The sequence below is a fragment of the Siminovitchia acidinfaciens genome, assembly GCF_003605385.1.
In the GTDB taxonomy this organism is placed as follows: domain Bacteria; phylum Bacillota; class Bacilli; order Bacillales; family Bacillaceae_C; genus Siminovitchia; species Siminovitchia acidinfaciens.
In genome coordinates this window covers 346,469-364,286 of sequence record NZ_QYTV02000001.1, presented here as the reverse complement: position 1 = coordinate 364,286, position 17,818 = coordinate 346,469, and the positions used below count along the sequence as shown (strand labels likewise).

Genomic DNA, 17,818 nt, shown 5'->3' with positions numbered 1-17,818 from the left:
AACCTCCTATACTCCATTACTTGAATTGCTCGTTGTATTTTTCAATTAAAGCCCTCATATCTTCGAGGTACTCCTTTGCAGGCTGCCCATCCTTCTCCACCTTATCAACATACTCTTCTTGCATTTTGTTCAATCGCTCATCCCATAACTTTTTCTCACCATCGGACAATTCAACAATTTCAAGGTCATGAGTTTCTTGGCTCCATGTGATGGATTCTTGGACATGATTATCTAAATAATCACCAGTAAACTCCGTCATCTCCCTGTTCAGCTCATCAATTGCTTGTTGAACATCTTCAGGCAGGGAATCCCATTTATCTTTGTTCATAACAGCAATAAAGGTGTTAAGCGCCAAAGGATAATCAGTTACATAGCCTACCATTTCTGCCAGCTTCGTATCTTTTAAGATTTCTCTCGATGAAACGTACCCCTCAACAACCCCTGTCTGTAATGCTTCAGGAACTTCAGCCTGTGACATTCCAACCGGTGCAGCTCCTAGCTCCTCCATGATCGGTGTAAGTGCACCAGCAATTCGAAGTTGTTTCCCCTTTAAATCTCCAAAAGAAGAAATTGGCTTTTTGCTCTGTATATAAGCAGGTTCGGTTGCAAAAGTTGTGATGATCTTAAAATCTTTCAGTGCTTCCGGCGGGTACTTCTCTACCAGGTCGGCTGTCACATGACTCGCCGATTTAGCATTTGCATAGCCTGATGGCATATCTGAAATGGCTAGCAGGGGAAATCTTCCTGGCTCATAGGATGTGGAGGTTAGCCCGATATCAGCCGTTCCATTCGCTACCCCATCATACATATTGTTCGCTTCCAATAAGGCACCACCTGGAAAGAGCTCAACTTCCACTTTTCCATCTGTCCTCTCTTCAAGCCGCTTTTTCCACTCTTCCATCTGGACTGCAGGAAATGTACTTGGAGGGGCAAAAAAGGCATACGTTAATTTGATGACATCGTCCTTACTTCCGGTTGAAGCCTTTTCGGCGTCACTGCTTCCTCCGCAAGCGCCAAGAAGGACAGCCGCGAATAAAAATGCGATAACAACTAACAATCTCTTCATTTTTCCACCCCTTCTTTTTATGTGTGCTGCGAATTATTTTTCCACTAGGAAAAATGGGCGTCCGATCGAGGCTTCCAGTCGAAAATAACGGTCCAAGCCCGCCTCACGAAAGGAATGCGTCATATTTGTAACCGTTTGCAAGTCTGGGATGTTGAACAGGAAGCAAGCATGCCAGTTATTCGGACCTGCGTGTCCGGCTGTAAAAATATCCCGGTCAAAGGTTCCTAACAGCTCCGATCCATTATGTCTCCAGCTCTCCAATATGTCATTCAGCGCTGGCAATATCTCCCTTTCTTTCTGCTCTTTTGTTGTATCGAACCAACCGGTAGATTCAAATGTCATAAACACTCTCAATGGATTAGGAATTTCAGGTGCACCATGTTTAATTTCGCTCATTTTTTTGCTACCTCCAATTGTTATTTTTAACTCATCAATAGACCACCGTTTATATCAAATGTGGCTCCGGTGATATAAACGGCTTCTTTCGTAGTAAGGAAGTGTAGTAGTTTTGCAACTTCCCCGCATGTCTCAACCCTTTTAACAGGAATGCTTCTTTGCCCTTTACGCCAATATTTCTTCCATCACACGCATGGCGTTGCCGCCGGCAGCTTTGATGATCTCAGCAGGAGCATATCCTTCTTTCACCATCCAGCCAATCATGTTTTTCATGGCTTCCGCTGGATTTTCCAATCCCTTTACGTAGGAAGCTTCTTGAAACTCCTCTCCGCTGTGCGAGTCGGCAATGCCCAGCATCTCATCAAACGCATGCTGTATAGCCGTATGGTCCCCGAAAAACGTATCCGGCCCCAAGCCCACATGATCAATTCCGACCAGATCAACCAGATAAGCGAAGTGTTCCATCACTGAATAGATGGAGTGTTCAGGGTGGTTTCTTGTGAGCGTCGTATTAGGCGCCGCACATACTCCTATGATTCCGCCTTTTTCGGCACAAGCCTTTAACACTTTATCGGACTTCATCCGGGGAGTATTCCATAACGCCCTCGCTCCGGCATGTGTGATGAGGACCGGTTGTTCGCTTGCTTCTATTACATCAAGGCTTGTCCGGTCGCCGCAATGGGAGATATCGATCATCATCCCTAAGCGGTTCATTCTTTCAATGACTTTTCGCCCGAAATGAGTAAGGCCGCCGTCAACTTCTTCTCCAAGCCCTGACCCTAAAGTATTTGACTGGTTATATGTAATTCCCATGCAACGGATTCCAAATCCATACAGGATGTCTACACGGTCGACTTCATTTTCCAATGCACTTGCCGCCTCCAGAGACGGCAATAGTGCAGTTTGCCGGTTTTCTTTCGCTTGCCGGATGTCTTGGAAATCACTGGCGATATACACTGTCTCCTGCTTCTGAATATCCGCATACCTGATTCCGAGCAGATAGATGACATCGTCCCATTTCAATCCATTTTTGGATGTAATAAGGGAAATTCCATCCATGAAATTCTCAAAAATGACATCGATGCCTGATCGGGCTATCCCTTCATAATGGAAATGTGTGTGAAGCTGGCGGCAATACGGAATGATATCCCTGTATTTCTTTGGTGTGATAAACCCGTGATCCCGCAGCGACACGATGTGCTCCTTCTCTAAAATCTCCTGAAGAACTTTCTCTTCTTCTACGGTCATCTCAAGGGTAAAACGGGGAACCCGGTCAAGTTCGTAAGAGAGTTCATACTCTCTGTAATCTTTGCCGGGCTCTAAATAATTGAAAGAGCGGTACCCGTCATACTTTTTCACGTTCACAGAAGCGATTATTGTCCTACCTTCTTTCTTGGTTCAAATTGTTCTTTCATCGGAAAAGCTTCCTGCCATGTTTTCTTGTTATCGTCATACAGACCGTCACTGTACAGTGTCTGTAATGATTCATTATCCAAAGGCATCGGATCTTTCCCGTCCCTGAACGCTTTTGCCTGAGTCAGCAGCAGGCGGCGCATATGAATGATTGGTACATCACTTGTTCCCAATCGCTCGCGCGTACGGTCAACAATCGTTCCCATCGTTTCAGTTGCCGCGTGGTCTTGGTTGGCGATTCCCCGGATACCAGTGAAGTTACCCGTCTTCTGCAACTCCCGGTCTTGGCCATATTCGTTTTCCATGCTGATCTTCTTTCTGTAATTCTCATCCAAATCCAAGCCGCGTCTCTCATGCTGGGCTTGCACATCAATCGTTCCCTTATGAGTGAACTGGACATCCCATGTCCATGTGCTGTGGTCATCTCTTGGAATAAAGGCATGCCACATGCCGTCTTCCCCGCCAAACCGTGGTGGATACGTGTAAAACGGAAAAATATAATGGATTTCCATAAAAGCATTCTCTTCTTCAGTTCCAATTCCTACCGCAATGCATCGCTTTCCATAGTTCGTATCCTGGACTGACTGCTTGACCGGCGGGTTTTTAACGAGCGGATGGTTCGGATCAATTCCAAGATCGCTGCTAAGGATCCCTTCTTTTACACTTTGTTCCATGTGTGCTTTATGTAGGAATGCTGCGTGAACAAAATCAAGGTCATTCTCCATCGCCTGAGCGTAGTTGCACTCCTGCCAGACGCGCTCTACCAATTTGCTCTCTTCTGGCAGCCCCATCCAATAAAACTCAGGGAACGGCGGCATCTTCTCTTCCGGTCCCATATATGTCCAGATGATTCCGCTTACTTCTTTCACCGGATATTTTTTCAATTTAATGGATTGCCTGAATTTTCCGTCCGTAGGTTCGGAAGGAATTTCTGTGCAATTGCCTTCTGTGTCAAACTTCCAGCCGTGATACATGCACCGGATTCCGCAATCAGCGTTGATCCCGTAATACAGAGACGTTCCTCTGTGCGGGCAACGCTCATCAATCAAGCCGACTTTCCCTTCAGTATCACGGAAAGCAACCAAGTCTTCTCCCAGAAGTCTTACACGCTGCGGCTTGCCGTCACTCTCAAGTTCTTCTGATCGCAGGGCAGGGATCCAATATCTTCGGAACATGTCTCCCATCGGTGTCCCAGCTCCTGTTTGAGTCAGTAGTTGATTGTCTTCTTTTGAAAGCATTTTTTGTTCCTCCTAAAGATAAGTGATTTGATAGTTGATTCAATTGATCAGATAACAGCCAAATCCTTTATTTTCCGTATTTCTCCCCTGAAAAATAATAGAGGGTTCTTTTCCTTGTCGTAATTGGCTTTCTTCACTTTACCGGTAATGATATAATGGTCTCCGCCTTCAAATATCTCATCGACATGGCATTCAATCGTAGCTAGATTTCCTTGTAGCACAGGGACCCCGTCTTCAGAAACTGTGTAGGTCACACCGGCAAATTTATCCTGACCCTGTTTGGCGAATCCCCAGCATTCCGCTTCCTGACCCTGTTGAAGAATATTTACAACAAATGGCCGGTCCTTTTTAAAAGCTTCTATACTTCTGGCTCTTTTGTCGATACAAACAAGTATCAAAGGCGGCTCCAGCGAGACAGATGAAAATGCATTCGCTGTCAAGCCGATATTTTCGGTCCCATTTTTTGTCGTAATGACAGTTACACCTGTGGCAAAATGCCCCAATGTGTTTCTAAATTCTCTAGAATCCATATTGCATTCCTCCATTATTTTTGTCGGGTATTTGCTAAGCAATTGTTAAGTGATCCACCTTACCAAGCAAAAGCAATATTTGCAGGGAAAGCTGTACTTGAAACCGGCTATTCGAATCAGATAAATCTGTTTCCAGCAGTTCCTCAATCTTTTGAACCCTATACCGCATTCCACTGATGGAAATACACATTTCTCTCGCAGTTTTATGAAGATTAAACTCGTTTTGAGCATACTGCATAAGGGTATATAACAATTCCGCATTTCTTTTTTCATCGTACTCAATCAAAGATTCCAAGTTTTCATTTGCAAAGGCTTCCAATTCTTCGGGGTCTCTTGCACTTAGGAAAAGGGTCAAGTGCCCCAATTCATTAGAAAGGACGACTTTATTATCCGTTTTTTTCCAGATAGCCAGTTCTACTGCCCGTTTGACTTCTTGGAACTTTTTATAGAAATCAGATATGTCCTTTGTCTGATCGCTTAATCCAATATACACGTTTGTAACGCCCAACTTTTTTATCAGCTGTTCACCAAAGTGTTTTGGAGATTTATATTTTTTATCAATTGAATTTTTATCAATAATAGCTTGTATACAATTTAACTTGGGCAGTAATAAAGGCTGGTTATCATCATATAAAAAATCTTGATAGATATATTCAGAGATTTTGTTTCTAATAGTTAAATATCCATAATCATCAATCTCTTTAGCGTGGGCTTCTTCCTGGATTACTACATACATGACGTAGTGTTCGGTGGAAAGGTTGTAGTCCAGGTATGAAAACCTGTCATATATCTCATTTTTGTTAATTCCTTTATTATTAAGCAGCTGCTCCAGGAGTTCTCCTTTTAAGCGTTGCTCTGTTTCAATGGCAACTCTTTCATTTTGCATATGGAGGGCTGAAATAATTGCTGCCCTTTCTAACAAGTCCTTATAAAAATCGTCACTCTCCCGATCAATAACGATCGTTATATAACCGAAGATCTTACTTTCTATTAAAATGGGAGTGGTTAATAACTTAAAAGTCTTATCTTCAAGTGACCATTCAACAAAAGAATTGCCCGCCAGGTCTTTTAATTCATTTTGTATATTAGTAACACTCATATATTTATGTATCCCTGGGATGTCTCCGTATTCAGCCAGCTTTTCAAAATGCCTGCCTTCAATCAAGACCGGGCAATGGAGACTTTTACCTATTGTTTCTGCAAATCCCGAGAGCCCTTTTCCTTGAAGCATGTCCTGGGTAAGATTTTGACTGAGTGTATATCCTATTTTGAGCCGCTCTTTCTGCTGTTCGAGTCTTTTGTACATCTCGTCCAGTTCTATGGCCATGTCCGTATCTTCATAAAAGAAAAGGTCTTCTGAAACGTCTTCACCCCATTCTTCTACTGTCTTTCCAATATAACTGCAATGGTCATCTCCTTTTCCTTTGCAATTGATCTCTTTAAAGATAACCTTTTTGCCCATACATTCACTTGTGTATCCGCTTGCATAACCAATTAAATAATAGCAGACAGGTTCATGGTGCTTACCGGAATGAGTCAAGTGCTGATTCGCCTCATAAGAATCTATCCAGTTTCCTGAAACATTAAATCTTCCCTTTTTCATATCCACTTGGAAATTCTCAGGGTAGGATAAAACCCTCCCTGTGAGGTGGTGCACTTTTGAGCCGGCGATCAGCCAATCCAACTCATCTTTCCACTCGAATGCTTCTTTTAGAATTCTTGCTTCATGGACACCGCAGTTCCATCCATAACGCATCAAAAATCTCTTTGCCCTGCTAACACCTAGAGCACTAGTTAAGTCCTTCCGGAGTAATCCCCAGGCATCTGCACTCGTGAAAAATAGTCCTAGATCCTTTAGTTTCATTCCGGATTTTTCTTGAGTAGTTATTAAATGGCCTAATGAGAGTTCATGTGCTTTAATTCCCAAAAATATCACCCTTATTCATGTGTTTGATTCTGATTTAAGCACTTATCGGTGAAATAATAAAGGTGATTTTTGACTCCACCCTTTCCAAACTGCAGATACATCTCACTTTGCTTCGGCTTCTTCTTTTCATACACATAAGCTAAGAATTGTAAAATTGTTTTCCTTCTGGCAGCTATGTTGGTCATCCCATAGTTGAAAAACCAATCGTCAATGACATTAAACACTCCGCGATTGATGGAATACTTTCTTCTGCATAAACTGGTGAATTTCAGATCGGGTAAGTTTACCAGTCGATCATATCGTTCATATTCGGATACAGAAACAATGTTTACCTTATCGATATTCATGTAAGATAACCTCTCTATCAATATTTGAAGTATTCGGAAATATCCTCAGGTAACCTACGCGTGTTTCTCAATCGCTCATGTGGGCCTCTATACTGCTCCTGGTTTTGTATTTCGGCGTAAAGATCAATTTCCATGCTCTCACCATTTAATTAAAAATGAATGCAAATAATGTTTTTTCTTAACTATCTCAATTTTATGTCACAATATTTTCACAAACAATGAATGATTCAGTCTAAAAAGTAACTATTTTCTGTATTATTCGTACTATTGTGCTGAATTACGGAAATAAAATTTAACCATTAAATAAAAAAAGGTTCCTTACTTAAAGTTCAGCTCTGCAAACCTAGGGACTCGCCTTAGCCTAATTATCCGAAGGTATAAGGAATTTCCCCCTACAGTTTTAATTGAAGACAGTTTATTAAATACCTAATTATTAACCCGTTCAACGAGCTGTAAAAGCTCCCGACTCGGCCCCCAAAAAAGAATCATGCGTCCACCTTCAAGAGTTGGCTTAATTTCATCAGAACAAAATTCTACACTTTTATCCTTTAAATAGCCGATGGCCGTCTCTATTTCGTTTACAGTAAATGCAAGATGATTCACGATCCCGTCAGCGTTGTAGCATACTACTGAATCAACATCACAGATTAGCTCAATTTCCATATCCGGCTGGGATTCAAGGTAGAGGAAAGCCATTTCCCGATCAGGTTTACGACCTCTAAGGCGTACTTTAAATCCGAGCACTTCACAGTAAAATTCAATGGATCGCTCCATATCATGAACCATGATCGCCGTGTGTTCCATTTTTTGTATCATGATTTATCCCTCATTTCATGTGAAAATTCCCTTAAAAGCTTACTAGTACTTGGTTTTCTTTTGCTTTGTATTATTGGTGTTAGTCCTGTTGTAATTTGAAGTTTACTTTTGATGCCTTACACCATGGCACAAATGTTTGACAGGGTGGGCAATCGGCTTTCAATACCTCTAGTCGGCGAAAAGCCTTATCAATCACCTATCTTACGCATTCACCGTTCCGGTAAACATAAGATTCATAAATCCTATTTTTTCACCCCTCTTAGAAGGTCTGCAATGTATTAATACATGATAGATAAATGATTTGATCTAATCAATGTACGAATCGATTAGACTTCTACATGTTTCACAACCTAATAGTAGGGATGGAGCAGTTGTCTAGCGTTGCCACGACCACGGCTGTAAATGTGGGAACCTTGAAGCAATCATGGTAAAAGATAAGCTTAAATGCGAGTTCGATGCTTTTATTTGCGTTATTAATATTTCTTAATCCCTTGGCTGCTGCGTATACAGTAACTGGCAGGAAGGTTTACCCAGAATCTATGCGGGAATAAAAAAACCAAAGGTACGATGGAGTGGACTCAAAATTTCTATAAAATGAGGTGAATACTATGGCAAAAGATGTTTTATGCGATGTGGATTCCTGTAAATATTGGGTGAAAGGAAACAGATGCGATGCGAACGAAATATTTGTCACCTCTCATGTACCTGAAGCTGAAACAGTCAAGGAAACGGATTGCCAAACTTTTGAATTAAGATAAGGGTGAATGAGGAAAACAGGTTGCACAAGGGATTGTGCGGCCTGTTTTTTGGTGGCATTAATTAAGGTCGGATATGCGCCATGATTGTCGGCATAGCAAAAGCCGGTGATAAGCTCGTTTTCAAAAACATCCAGCTGCAGCCGGTAAACTAGGCGTTGGTTTACCAAATGAAAAAGAGGAAAAATATAGAGTAAGAGGAAACAAAGGAGGAAGTCGTATGTTACCAGACAATAAACAAAAGTCGCCTAACACTTCCAAAGAAGCCGAGAAGCAAACTAAAAGGAAACAGACGTCTTTTCCTACTGACCCTGAAAGGGATGCAGCTGGGGCTGGCGGAATGGCGCCAGTAACTGAAAAAGATAGTGAAGAAAAAGAGTCGTAACAAGCATTTCCACCTTTTAATCAGGTCCCTAATAGGCTTGCCATTACCTTTTCATGAATGAGACAAAATAAAAATGATGTTATTCCGGCATCAGCTAAAAACCAATTGTTAAACCAATAGACTCCCCGCTATTTTTAAGGCGGGGAGTCTTTATTTACAGATCCCTGTTGAAAAAATTCAAGCAGTTCGGCGACTCCCAGATCCCATTTCACCATAGTTAGCCTCTAGCATCCGCTTCGCTCTGTACAGTACAGCCCTCCACAGAGGATATAGTCAAAAGAAGCTAAAGTAGATACATATAGTTGGGCGTCTCTGTGGGTAAACGTACCGGCTACTTTAATTCACAAAGCAAAAGATTTGGCTGACGCAGTATGGTTAGACCAAAATTAACCATACTGCACGGCCAAATCTTTTTTGTAACTGGGGATGTATTCACCCGTTAAGAATTCATTCCCACTTCTTAAGCAAACTATCAGCCTCTTTCATTAGAGCATTGCGGGCTTCCTCTGTCACCAGGTCGTTTTTCTCAAATTGGTTTAGCAATTTTTTAAACCCTTCCGTATGCTTAACGACTTTTTCACTCGATTCTTTACTCTCAAATCGACTGATGGCAGTCAGATGGACAGTTAAGGCACGGGCTGTCCCCTTATTTTTGATATCGCCATTTTCCGCAAAATAGTCAACATGCTTGATGATGCTGGATGCATTGATTGTTTGGGCTAACGCAGCTGTTTGAGCCGCCTCTCCCAAGGCTTTTTCCAAGTTTTTTACCGCGGCATCAATGGCCTTTGCATCTCCGCTTTCCAAAGCCTCCGACAGCTCAGGAAGTGGCAATGCCGCATAACCGGTAGTCAATCCCGGAGCCCAGATCACATGTTTATACCAAGGCCGGGATGGCAATCCTTCCTCGTTTATGAATGTTCTTTCTTGCTCTATCATGGCCCGGTTGACAGCACTTAGGCTCTCGCTTTCTGCCTTGCCCAAGTTCCCAACAGATAAGACCCTTTCATTTTTGGCCTCTAAAAAGGCAGCTTCTTCCTTCCATTTTTCAGCTAGTGCAATGACACCGGAAAGGTCCACGTCTTCTTTATATTCTTCGCCTTTTTTGGCAAGAAGTGCAGATACTTCTTCAGCATAGGTTGAATAACGAAGCGGAATTATGTCAGCATTTGCAAGCCTCAATGCCATTTTTCCGACAATCTCAACTGTGGCTCCGTGATGGACGTACCCTGGATCTCCAAATCGTTCCAAGAAATCCGTATTATCGTAAGCACTGTGATAGGCACCGCCTGGTGAGCTGAACCCAACCCCGCCAGATGGAACTCCGATATGATCGATGAATGCGGTGTAGTCTGACCCGCTTCCAAGCTGTCCGATATTCGGCATGCGGTTTCCGGATCTTTCGTACCAATCATCGAAGACGGATGTACCCGTTCTCGGTTCAGTGACGGTTTTCATCACAGAATAGATCAATTCCTTCATGGAAGGCACCGCCGCCGAATTTACGAACTGGCCTCCCACACTGTCCATATTCAAATAAGCGACAGCATTTTCCGTCAATTCTTTCTTTTTATCCTCCACCCATTCTGTGGAGCCTAACAGACCATATTCTTCTCCATCCCATCCGGCAAGGACAATTGTCCGATCCGGTTTCCAGCCTTCTTGATACATTTCTCCAAGTACACGGGCAATTTCCATCGTTGTCGCCCATCCGGATGTATTGTCATTCGCACCAAAAGCCCATGTATCACGATGCGCTCCCAATACGACCATTTCATCCGGATATTTTGCACCCGGTATTCGGACAATGACATTATTGACCGGTCTTTGGTCGTAGTCGATATCAAGAGACAAGCGCACCTTTGCTGCACCCGCACCGAAATGGTATTCGAACGGAAGAGCACCTTGCCACGCTTCAGGCACCTGGTCTCCATCCATCGCTTCCAGTAAATGGCGGGCCTCGCCGTATGAAATGGGTTGTGTAGGAATAGTTGGCAGCGATTCCGCATCATCAGGATCTATTCGTTCCACACCAGGCTTCGAAGGCTCCCCAGGCGTGAGCGGATCACCGGGATATTTAGAAAGAGCCACAATACTTCCCCGTTGGATGCTGTCTGCCGGACGCCACGGTCCCTTCGGATATACTTCCCCGCGTGCATAGCCATCGTCCGCCGGATCAGAATAGATCAAAACTCCATTTGCACCATGCTTGGCCGCTTGATCTGTTTTTACCCCGCGAAAATTTTGTCCATACCTCGTAATAACAATCTTGTCCTTGACCGAAATTCCTCTTTTCTTTAATTCTTCAAAATCCTCCGGCCTTCCGTAGTTAGCATAAACAAGTTCCCCTTCTACCGTCCCTGATGGGGAATAAGCCGCAAATCCCGGGATTACTTTGGCTTTAATTTCTGGGGGTAAATCTTCCATTACCTTCAGTTCCCTTACCTCAGGTGCGGTTTGTGTGACGGAAAGTTCGTTAGGCCTGGGTAGATATACGTCATATGAATCCACTTCCGGATTCAGCCCCGCCTTGCGTAGTTCATTCACTGAAAAGTCGACGGCATCCTTGTTTCCCTTCGTTCCAACTTCCGCAATAAAGCTGCTCAGATTCCGAGAATAGTAGCCAATATTTTCCAGATCAACCCTTTCAGATAGCATCTCCTCAAATTCCCGCTGCCAGTTTACCCTTTCCTTTGAAAAACCGAAATAATCACCTTGGGACGTCTCAGCCTTACTTAAGCCTGTTGATGTGACAATTAGTGTGAATGTTATAAGGCCAGACATTAAAAAGCCTAGCTTTTTCTTCAAGAAAACCATCCTTTCCTTTTTATATAAATTGTATCATTATTTCGAATATTGTCATGATTAGTAAGTATGATTACTACAAAGGCCCATTGTCGTCCGCGATTCAACCTAATCCGCAAGTACTATATAAAGCCTTATATTGAAACGTCTATTCCCCATTCAATTCTGACTTGCCGCGGAATAAGTTTTTTAGTGACGATTCGTTCTTAAAGTAAATAGTAATTTTTTTACATTCCCTATCGTACTCTATTAAATAATCTGTTAAAATATGGATGTGGAATTTTCAACAAGGGGGAACATCATGAAAAGAAGGTTTGGGTTAGTAGGCCTCATTGCGGTTTTATTTATTTCTTTATTTTCCGGGGCAAGCTTCACAAGCGCTGCCTCAAAGAATTTGGATGTCCATTTTATAAATATAGGCCAAGGCGACGCGATATATATAAAAACACCTAACGGTGAAAACATCATCATTGATGCAGGAAATCGGGCGAAAGGCCACGATGTGGTTAAGTACCTAAAAAGTCAAAAGGTCCAGACCATTGACTATTTAATTGCCACTCATCCGGATGCGGATCACATTGGAGGATTGGACGAGGTCATCAACTCCTTTAAGGTTAAAAGTGTCTATGCGCCGAAGGTATCTCATACAACGAAAGCTTACAAAGATTTCTTACAAGCTGTTAAAAAGAAGAAATTAACAATCAAAACAGCAAAAGCTGGCGTTAAACTGCCATTAAAGCATAAATCGGTCACCGCAAAGTTCATTGGACCGGTAAAAAGCTATTCAAAGAGTGATTTAAATAACTGGAGTGCGGTGTTGCATCTCAAATATAACCAAAACACCTTCCTCTTTACTGGAGATGCTGAACAAAAAGCGGAGAATGATATGATTGCTAAAAAATACATCTCAAAAGTTGATGTATTGAAGGTCTCTCATCATGGGGCAAGCAATGCCACTACCCAGAGCTTTTTGAACAAAGCTAAGCCAAAATACGCGGTCATCAGCGTCGGTAAAAATAATTACAAACATCCGACTACAGCCACCCTTAACCGTTTAAAGGCTGCAAAGGCAAAGGTTTACCGAACAGATAAGGATGGCACAGTAAAAGCTTCATCAAACGGCAAAACAATTAAGTTCAGCACTTCTAAAAAATCAAGCAGCAACAACAGTACAACGACGCCAAGCACATATAAACTTACTGCGAGTCTCGATAATAGGACTCCTAAGCAGAATGCTACCGTGAATTTAACAGTCAAGGGATTGCCGAAAGGCACCAAATATAAAGCAGCCTTTCACTATAAGAGTACGGATACAACCTATTCAGGAAAAGTCGGTGAAAAACTTCCTGTTAAAATAGGAAGAGCGGCAAAGGGCTATACTGTAAAGGTGAATGTTACTTCAACGTATAAAGGAAAAACCTATAAAGCATCCACTTCTTTTACACCAAAATAAGGATGGTGTCCTATGAAAGGCATTATTGATCGGTTCGAGGGAGGCTGGGTTGTTGTTGAAATCAATGGAGAAACAAAAGATTTCAAGAAATCCATCTTTCCTGAGGAAGCTGCGGTTGGCGATGTAGTCCAAATAAAAGGAAGTCAAGTTACAGTATTAAAGGAAGAGACTGAAAAACTCAGAAAAGAGATCGAGGATTTAATGGATGAGGTTTGGGAGGATTAAGGAATAAGCGTAAGCCCGGTCAACGCCGGGCTTTTGATTTTTGCTCTACTTTGCTCCCTCTCCCCGGGAGGATTTACATCGGAGGGCCTGCCAATCGGTTTTCAATTGATTGGAAGTGCCGATGATGAACGAACTGTATCATTCTAAAAACTGCTCCTATGAACTTGAAAATAATGCTATAAAAAATACCTGGCATCCATAGCGTGGATGCCCAAACTGATATAGTTAGTTTTTCAATATTACCGCCCTAGTTTAATCCATGATATATGCACATATAAGCCCCTGCTGGGTCAGCTCCTTCTACCCAAAACACGGCTCCCCCTTCAACTGTGCCTCCATCCGTTCAAGCCATTGGATCCTGTTTTTGATGACAGGCGGCTTGGGGTGATAGTAGAATGGATGCTTTGCATGCTTGACCCCATAGATATTTCCGCGATCACCGAGAGAAGTTAACGCTTTTTCAGCTAAACCTTTAATTACAACTCCCGTTCCCCACCCCAGAATAATAGGTGTGTCATGCCCAATAATCTCTTTCACTTCATCTGCTCTCTGCTTTGAAAATATTGAATGGGCATTTGAGCCTTGGGATTGGAAATCCTTCATTAGACGGAAGAAGTTTGTAAGATTGCTTTCGCATATATCGGAAAGATTGATAATGTCCAGCCGGTTATAGCCCACCCTTTCCATCAGACGCATCATTTGGTGCTGGGTCTGATCGTCTTTCACTTTTACAAACTCGCTCTTCCCATGGTGTGATGGATACACGTACGTTTCCGAAGGAGTCCGGCTGCCCGGATTGATCATAATCACGATACAATCAGCCTGTTCAGTATCAGCATCTTTCCGTACAATCTTTGCCTGTCCGCGCATCTTGAGGCTGCGGCCATCTATATGATATTTATAAAATTTCCCATACACTTCGAACGATTCTCTTAACACCTCGGCAGGTGTAAATAGCATGAAGTTGACCTCCTCATTATTCTGTTTGCTCTCCATATTATACAATGGGATTCTTTTCTCCTCTTTTTAATACATTAGCCCTCAAAACTGCTATGTCTATACCCTTTTGCTATATTAAAAGAAATGAGTTTATCAGAAAGGAAGTAAAGCCATGAACCAAGCCGCCGAAAAATATTGGAACGAGTATTGGAATTCTAAAGAAAAACCAACATCAGTCAGCGCTTGGCAATTTGGAGACGACGCCGATTATATAGCCCAATTGGTGATCGACGGCGTAAAAGCAGCCACTTGTTCCGGGTTAGTTTTTTATGAAATCGAAAATGAGCCCTTGCCTGCAGTCGGTGACTACAGCATTGTCTTGAACAGCCGTGATGAGCCTGTGGCCATCATCCAAACAGTCGAAGTTCAGGTTATGCCGATGAACGAGGTTCCAGAAGACTTCGCCATTGCTGAAGGTGAAGGCGACAGGACGTACCGATACTGGTGGGATGCGCATGAAAGATTTTTCACCGAGGAATTAAAAAATCACGGATTGGAATTTTCACCAGACATGCCGCTTGTGTGTGAAAGGTTTACATTGATTGATGTTAAGGACAGTTAGGAGTTTGTACGGGCTTTTTTTAAAACGCCAAAACCGCGCGCAATCCATGCACGCGGTCTTTTTTAGGCAGCTTCAAAACCTATTAACCCTTAATTCTTCGCTAACCTTTTCTGCTTAGCCTGTCCCTCACCCTTTATCACTCGGATTTTATATATCACAAACAAAAGGATAAACCATCCAGGAGTGACGAACAAGGCAATGCGGGTGTCTTCCCCAAGTGCAAGCACTACCAAAATAAACGCGAAGAAAGCAAGGATTAGGTAATTGGCAAATGGGAAAAGCGGCATTTTAAACTTACTGGCTTTGGCTAATTCCGGCCTTGTTTTGCGATATTTTAAATGGGCAAGGACGGTAATTCCCCAAATATAGATGAAACAAAAAGTGGCAACACTTGTGATTAGCGTAAATACTCCTTCCGGCATGATGTAGTTCAAAGCAACGACAATCAGTACAATACCAGCTGAAAAGAGCAATGCATTGGAAGGCACTTTATGGGATGTCACTCTTTTAAATGTTTGAGGCGCCTGTTCATTTTTTGCAAGTGAGTAGAGCATCCGGCTTGTACTAAAGATGGCACTGTTACCAGCCGATGCAGCTGATGTCAGAACGACAAAATTGATAATGCCGGCAGCTGCTACAATACCAATCGCCGCAAATACTTGGACAAATGGGCTTTCATTCGGTTTAACAGCCGTCCACGGATATATGCTCATAATCACCGCTAGCGCCCCGATGTAGAAAATAATGATTCTGATGGGGATATTATTGATCGCTCTTGGGATCACCCTTTCAGGGTCTTCTGTTTCACCAGCGGTTAGTCCTACAAGCTCAATCCCCGCAAACGCGAACATGACCATTTGGAACGAAAGGACAAAACCGAGGATACCATTTGGGAACATACCGCCGTGGCTCCACAAATTCGTGAAGCTGGACGGCCCCGCATTTGTAGAGAAACCTTTAATAATCATAAAAGTCCCGATCACAATTAACGCCAAGATGGCAACGACTTTAATGATTGCAAACCAAAATTCCATTTCCCCAAAAAGTTTTACGGTGGCCAGGTTCATCAATAACAAAATAACTAATGCAATGAGCCCCGGCACCCACTGGGCCACGTTGGGAAACCAATATTGTGTATAGATTCCAACAGCTGTCAAGTCAGCCATTGCGATCATGACCCAGGAGAACCAGTAGGTCCATCCAGTGATAAAGGCTGCCGTATCGCCAAAATAGTCCTGTACGAAATCAACGAAAGAATGGTAGTTTAAGTTGCTCAAAAGGATCTCTCCCAGTGAGCGCATGATTAAAAAGCAAATGGCGCCTGTAATCAGGTAAGCAAATAAAATAGACGGCCCTGCAAGATGGATCGATTTACCTGCTCCAAGAAACAATCCCGTTCCGATTGCTCCGCCTATGGCAATCAATTGTACGTGTCTGTTTTTTAAACCTCTTGATAGATTTTCTTGCTGCATGATTTACCTCTCCTATTTAGGATTTGTGGAATTATTCCAGCTATCCTGAATGTATTCCCGTGAAAATAAATGTTTAAGCTACCCCGCCATGAGGAAACGGTTACATTATATTAAAAAAATTATTTGATAATTATTCAGACTGGAAATAAAAGTGCTTTCAATTTTCAGTTTGCCCTTAACCTCCTTTTTTAGCTCCCCAATAAAAATAGAGTAAAATAGGTATACTTCTTTTTTTCTTATACACTAGTATCGTGGGTATTTGTTTTATTTTCAAGGTCTTTTTCACTGTCAATTTTAACAATTTATTACAAATTTATCCATACCTATTCGAAAAAAAGTTATTTCTTGGCGTTTGAAAGGCATAGCCTCGATCTTTTATTGTGTGGAGCTTGGGCAATGGCAGAAAGCCCCGGATTGATTGAGTTGGAACCGCAACCATATTCTAATATAACATTTCTCGCGAAGTTTGTGTCAATTTTTTGTTTGGGAACTCTTACAAAAAGATGCGAAACTATCATATTTTTGATTTTAGGGTGAAAATTTACCATTTGATACAACCACCTTCATAAGTTAGTGTTGAAGCCTTTCTCCTTTCACTTCTAACTGGGGGATTGTGCTTTCAAGGACTTCAGTTTTTATTGAATGTACTTTTCTCCTTTTATCAAATAAACTGACAATAACCGAACTGAAAGGAGAAGTAATTTAATGATTCACTTCCCACCATCTTTCCCGGAAATTCAGACTAAGAGATTGCATTTAAAAGAAGTTAGGCATACGGACGCCAAGGATCTTCATGAGTTTTTATCTGATGGAGAGGTCAGAAAATACATAGGAATCCCTCCGTATACGAAAATGGAAGAAACGTATAAAGAGATTGAGTGGTACGATAAGATTTTTAACACGAAAACCGGAATCAGATGGGGGATTGCTCTGAAAGATGACCCCACAATTATCGGCAGCTGCGGATTTCTCAACATAAGCCAGTCCAATTTCCGGGCCGAGATTGGCTACGAGCTGCATAGAAGCTATTGGAGACAGGGCATTGTCAGTGAGGCGCTGGAAGCCGTCATCAAATATGGTTTTGAGGAAATGAAACTAAATAGATCCGAAGCATTGATTGAGCCCGAAAATGTTGCTTCTGTAAAATTGGTGGAAAGGTTGGGCTTTTTACAGGAAGGGCTGCTCCGCGAATACGAATACGGCGCGGGCAAATTTGATGATCTGTATATGTATTCGTTGCTTTTGAAAGATTACGAGGCTGCGTTGTAAAAAAGCAACTTAGTTTCTGCGTCGTGTGAGGTTGAGGGGGGTTATACGTGGGTTGGAGCTCTTATAAGAAGGTTGGAGCTTTTATAAGAAGGTTGGAGCTTTTATAAGAGAGTTGGAGCTTTTATAAGAGAGTTGGAGCTTTTATAAGAGAGTTGGAGCT

General features: G+C 42.4%; 16 protein-coding genes and 1 pseudogene. 6 read left to right on the top strand and 11 right to left on the bottom strand.

The genetic code is table 11. The annotated features are described in order from the left end of the window. Nucleotides 1-16 precede the first annotated feature (16 nt). The 8 genes from dctP to D4T97_RS01625 form a co-directional block, all read right to left on the bottom strand. A complete protein-coding gene (gene dctP, locus D4T97_RS01665; protein WP_126047029.1) occupies nt 17-1,066 on the bottom strand; it encodes a TRAP transporter substrate-binding protein in 1,050 nt (349 codons plus the stop codon). A gap of 33 nt (nt 1,067-1,099) precedes the next feature. Continuing rightward, nucleotides 1,100-1,462 (bottom strand): hypothetical protein, encoded by a 363-nt coding sequence (locus tag D4T97_RS01660; protein WP_126047027.1) that lies wholly within the window; start codon nt 1,460-1,462, stop codon nt 1,100-1,102. A 165-nt stretch (nt 1,463-1,627) separates the two neighbouring features. Next, nucleotides 1,628-2,827: a dipeptidase gene (locus D4T97_RS01650; RefSeq protein ID WP_126047025.1), complete on the bottom strand. Its 1,200-nt coding sequence runs from the start codon at nt 2,825-2,827 to the stop codon at nt 1,628-1,630. An 8-nt stretch (nt 2,828-2,835) separates the two neighbouring features. After that, nucleotides 2,836-4,113 (bottom strand): Rieske 2Fe-2S domain-containing protein, encoded by a 1,278-nt coding sequence (locus D4T97_RS01645; RefSeq protein ID WP_126047023.1) that lies wholly within the window; start codon nt 4,111-4,113, stop codon nt 2,836-2,838. Between the two features lie 47 nt (nt 4,114-4,160). After that, entirely contained in the window at nt 4,161-4,643 is a 483-nt protein-coding gene (locus D4T97_RS01640; protein ID WP_126047021.1) for a flavin reductase family protein, read from the bottom strand. A 34-nt stretch (nt 4,644-4,677) separates the two neighbouring features. Further along, nucleotides 4,678-6,570, bottom strand: coding sequence for a XylR N-terminal domain-containing protein (locus D4T97_RS01635; protein WP_126047019.1), 1,893 nt, complete (start codon nt 6,568-6,570; stop codon nt 4,678-4,680). Nucleotides 6,571-6,581: 11 nt separating this feature from the next. Further along, on the bottom strand, nt 6,582-6,917 hold the full coding sequence (locus D4T97_RS01630; RefSeq protein ID WP_126047017.1) for a hypothetical protein: 336 nt from the start codon (nt 6,915-6,917) through the stop codon (nt 6,582-6,584). Between the two features lie 426 nt (nt 6,918-7,343). Then, nucleotides 7,344-7,733 (bottom strand): VOC family protein, encoded by a 390-nt coding sequence (locus D4T97_RS01625; protein WP_126047015.1) that lies wholly within the window; start codon nt 7,731-7,733, stop codon nt 7,344-7,346. Nucleotides 7,734-8,341: 608 nt separating this feature from the next. On the opposite strand from D4T97_RS01625, the gene D4T97_RS01620 reads away from it, so the two are divergent. Next, nucleotides 8,342-8,491: a DUF1540 domain-containing protein gene (locus D4T97_RS01620; RefSeq protein ID WP_126047013.1), complete on the top strand. Its 150-nt coding sequence runs from the start codon at nt 8,342-8,344 to the stop codon at nt 8,489-8,491. Nucleotides 8,492-8,708: 217 nt separating this feature from the next. Then, a complete protein-coding gene (locus D4T97_RS20365) occupies nt 8,709-8,873 on the top strand; it encodes a hypothetical protein (protein WP_164525431.1) in 165 nt (54 codons plus the stop codon). Nucleotides 8,874-9,320: 447 nt separating this feature from the next. On the opposite strand, the gene D4T97_RS01615 is transcribed toward D4T97_RS20365, so the two are convergent. Beyond that, complete coding sequence (locus tag D4T97_RS01615) at nt 9,321-11,690, bottom strand: M28 family metallopeptidase (protein WP_126047011.1); 2,370 nt, start codon at nt 11,688-11,690, stop codon at nt 9,321-9,323. Between the two features lie 289 nt (nt 11,691-11,979). On the opposite strand from D4T97_RS01615, the pseudogene D4T97_RS01610 reads away from it, so the two are divergent. After that, nucleotides 11,980-12,822 (top strand): annotated as a pseudogene (locus D4T97_RS01610) (ComEC/Rec2 family competence protein); the annotation flags it as partial. A gap of 321 nt (nt 12,823-13,143) precedes the next feature. Continuing rightward, on the top strand, nt 13,144-13,356 hold the full coding sequence (locus tag D4T97_RS01605; RefSeq protein ID WP_126047006.1) for a DUF3006 domain-containing protein: 213 nt from the start codon (nt 13,144-13,146) through the stop codon (nt 13,354-13,356). A gap of 300 nt (nt 13,357-13,656) precedes the next feature. Here D4T97_RS01605 and D4T97_RS01600 read toward each other — a convergent pair whose 3' ends face one another. Continuing rightward, nucleotides 13,657-14,316: a DUF1643 domain-containing protein gene (locus D4T97_RS01600; RefSeq protein ID WP_164525430.1), complete on the bottom strand. Its 660-nt coding sequence runs from the start codon at nt 14,314-14,316 to the stop codon at nt 13,657-13,659. Nucleotides 14,317-14,467: 151 nt separating this feature from the next. Between D4T97_RS01600 and D4T97_RS01595 the strand changes: the two genes are divergently transcribed. Beyond that, nucleotides 14,468-14,917, top strand: coding sequence for an ASCH domain-containing protein (locus D4T97_RS01595; protein ID WP_126047002.1), 450 nt, complete (start codon nt 14,468-14,470; stop codon nt 14,915-14,917). Nucleotides 14,918-15,006: 89 nt separating this feature from the next. On the opposite strand, the gene D4T97_RS01590 is transcribed toward D4T97_RS01595, so the two are convergent. Beyond that, on the bottom strand, nt 15,007-16,389 hold the full coding sequence (locus D4T97_RS01590) for an amino acid permease (RefSeq protein WP_126047000.1): 1,383 nt from the start codon (nt 16,387-16,389) through the stop codon (nt 15,007-15,009). 705 nt (nt 16,390-17,094) lie between these two features. Between D4T97_RS01590 and D4T97_RS01585 the strand changes: the two genes are divergently transcribed. After that, nucleotides 17,095-17,658: a GNAT family N-acetyltransferase gene (locus tag D4T97_RS01585; RefSeq protein ID WP_126046998.1), complete on the top strand. Its 564-nt coding sequence runs from the start codon at nt 17,095-17,097 to the stop codon at nt 17,656-17,658. Nucleotides 17,659-17,818: the final 160 nt, after the last annotated feature.

Coding starts and splice junctions, on each gene's coding strand:
- D4T97_RS01660 (WP_126047027.1), bottom strand. CDS start 1,462: ATGAGCGAAATTAAACATGGTGCACCTGAAATTCCTAATCCATTGAGA.
- D4T97_RS01640 (WP_126047021.1), bottom strand. CDS start 4,643: ATGGATTCTAGAGAATTTAGAAACACATTGGGGCATTTTGCCACAGGT.
- D4T97_RS20365 (WP_164525431.1), top strand. CDS start 8,709: ATGTTACCAGACAATAAACAAAAGTCGCCTAACACTTCCAAAGAAGCC.
- D4T97_RS01645 (WP_126047023.1), bottom strand. CDS start 4,113: ATGCTTTCAAAAGAAGACAATCAACTACTGACTCAAACAGGAGCTGGG.
- D4T97_RS01595 (WP_126047002.1), top strand. CDS start 14,468: ATGAACCAAGCCGCCGAAAAATATTGGAACGAGTATTGGAATTCTAAA.
- D4T97_RS01625 (WP_126047015.1), bottom strand. CDS start 7,733: ATGATACAAAAAATGGAACACACGGCGATCATGGTTCATGATATGGAG.
- D4T97_RS01630 (WP_126047017.1), bottom strand. CDS start 6,917: ATGAATATCGATAAGGTAAACATTGTTTCTGTATCCGAATATGAACGA.
- D4T97_RS01615 (WP_126047011.1), bottom strand. CDS start 11,690: ATGGTTTTCTTGAAGAAAAAGCTAGGCTTTTTAATGTCTGGCCTTATA.
- D4T97_RS01590 (WP_126047000.1), bottom strand. CDS start 16,389: ATGCAGCAAGAAAATCTATCAAGAGGTTTAAAAAACAGACACGTACAA.
- D4T97_RS01620 (WP_126047013.1), top strand. CDS start 8,342: ATGGCAAAAGATGTTTTATGCGATGTGGATTCCTGTAAATATTGGGTG.
- D4T97_RS01600 (WP_164525430.1), bottom strand. CDS start 14,316: ATGCTATTTACACCTGCCGAGGTGTTAAGAGAATCGTTCGAAGTGTAT.
- D4T97_RS01605 (WP_126047006.1), top strand. CDS start 13,144: ATGAAAGGCATTATTGATCGGTTCGAGGGAGGCTGGGTTGTTGTTGAA.
- dctP (WP_126047029.1), bottom strand. CDS start 1,066: ATGAAGAGATTGTTAGTTGTTATCGCATTTTTATTCGCGGCTGTCCTT.
- D4T97_RS01585 (WP_126046998.1), top strand. CDS start 17,095: ATGATTCACTTCCCACCATCTTTCCCGGAAATTCAGACTAAGAGATTG.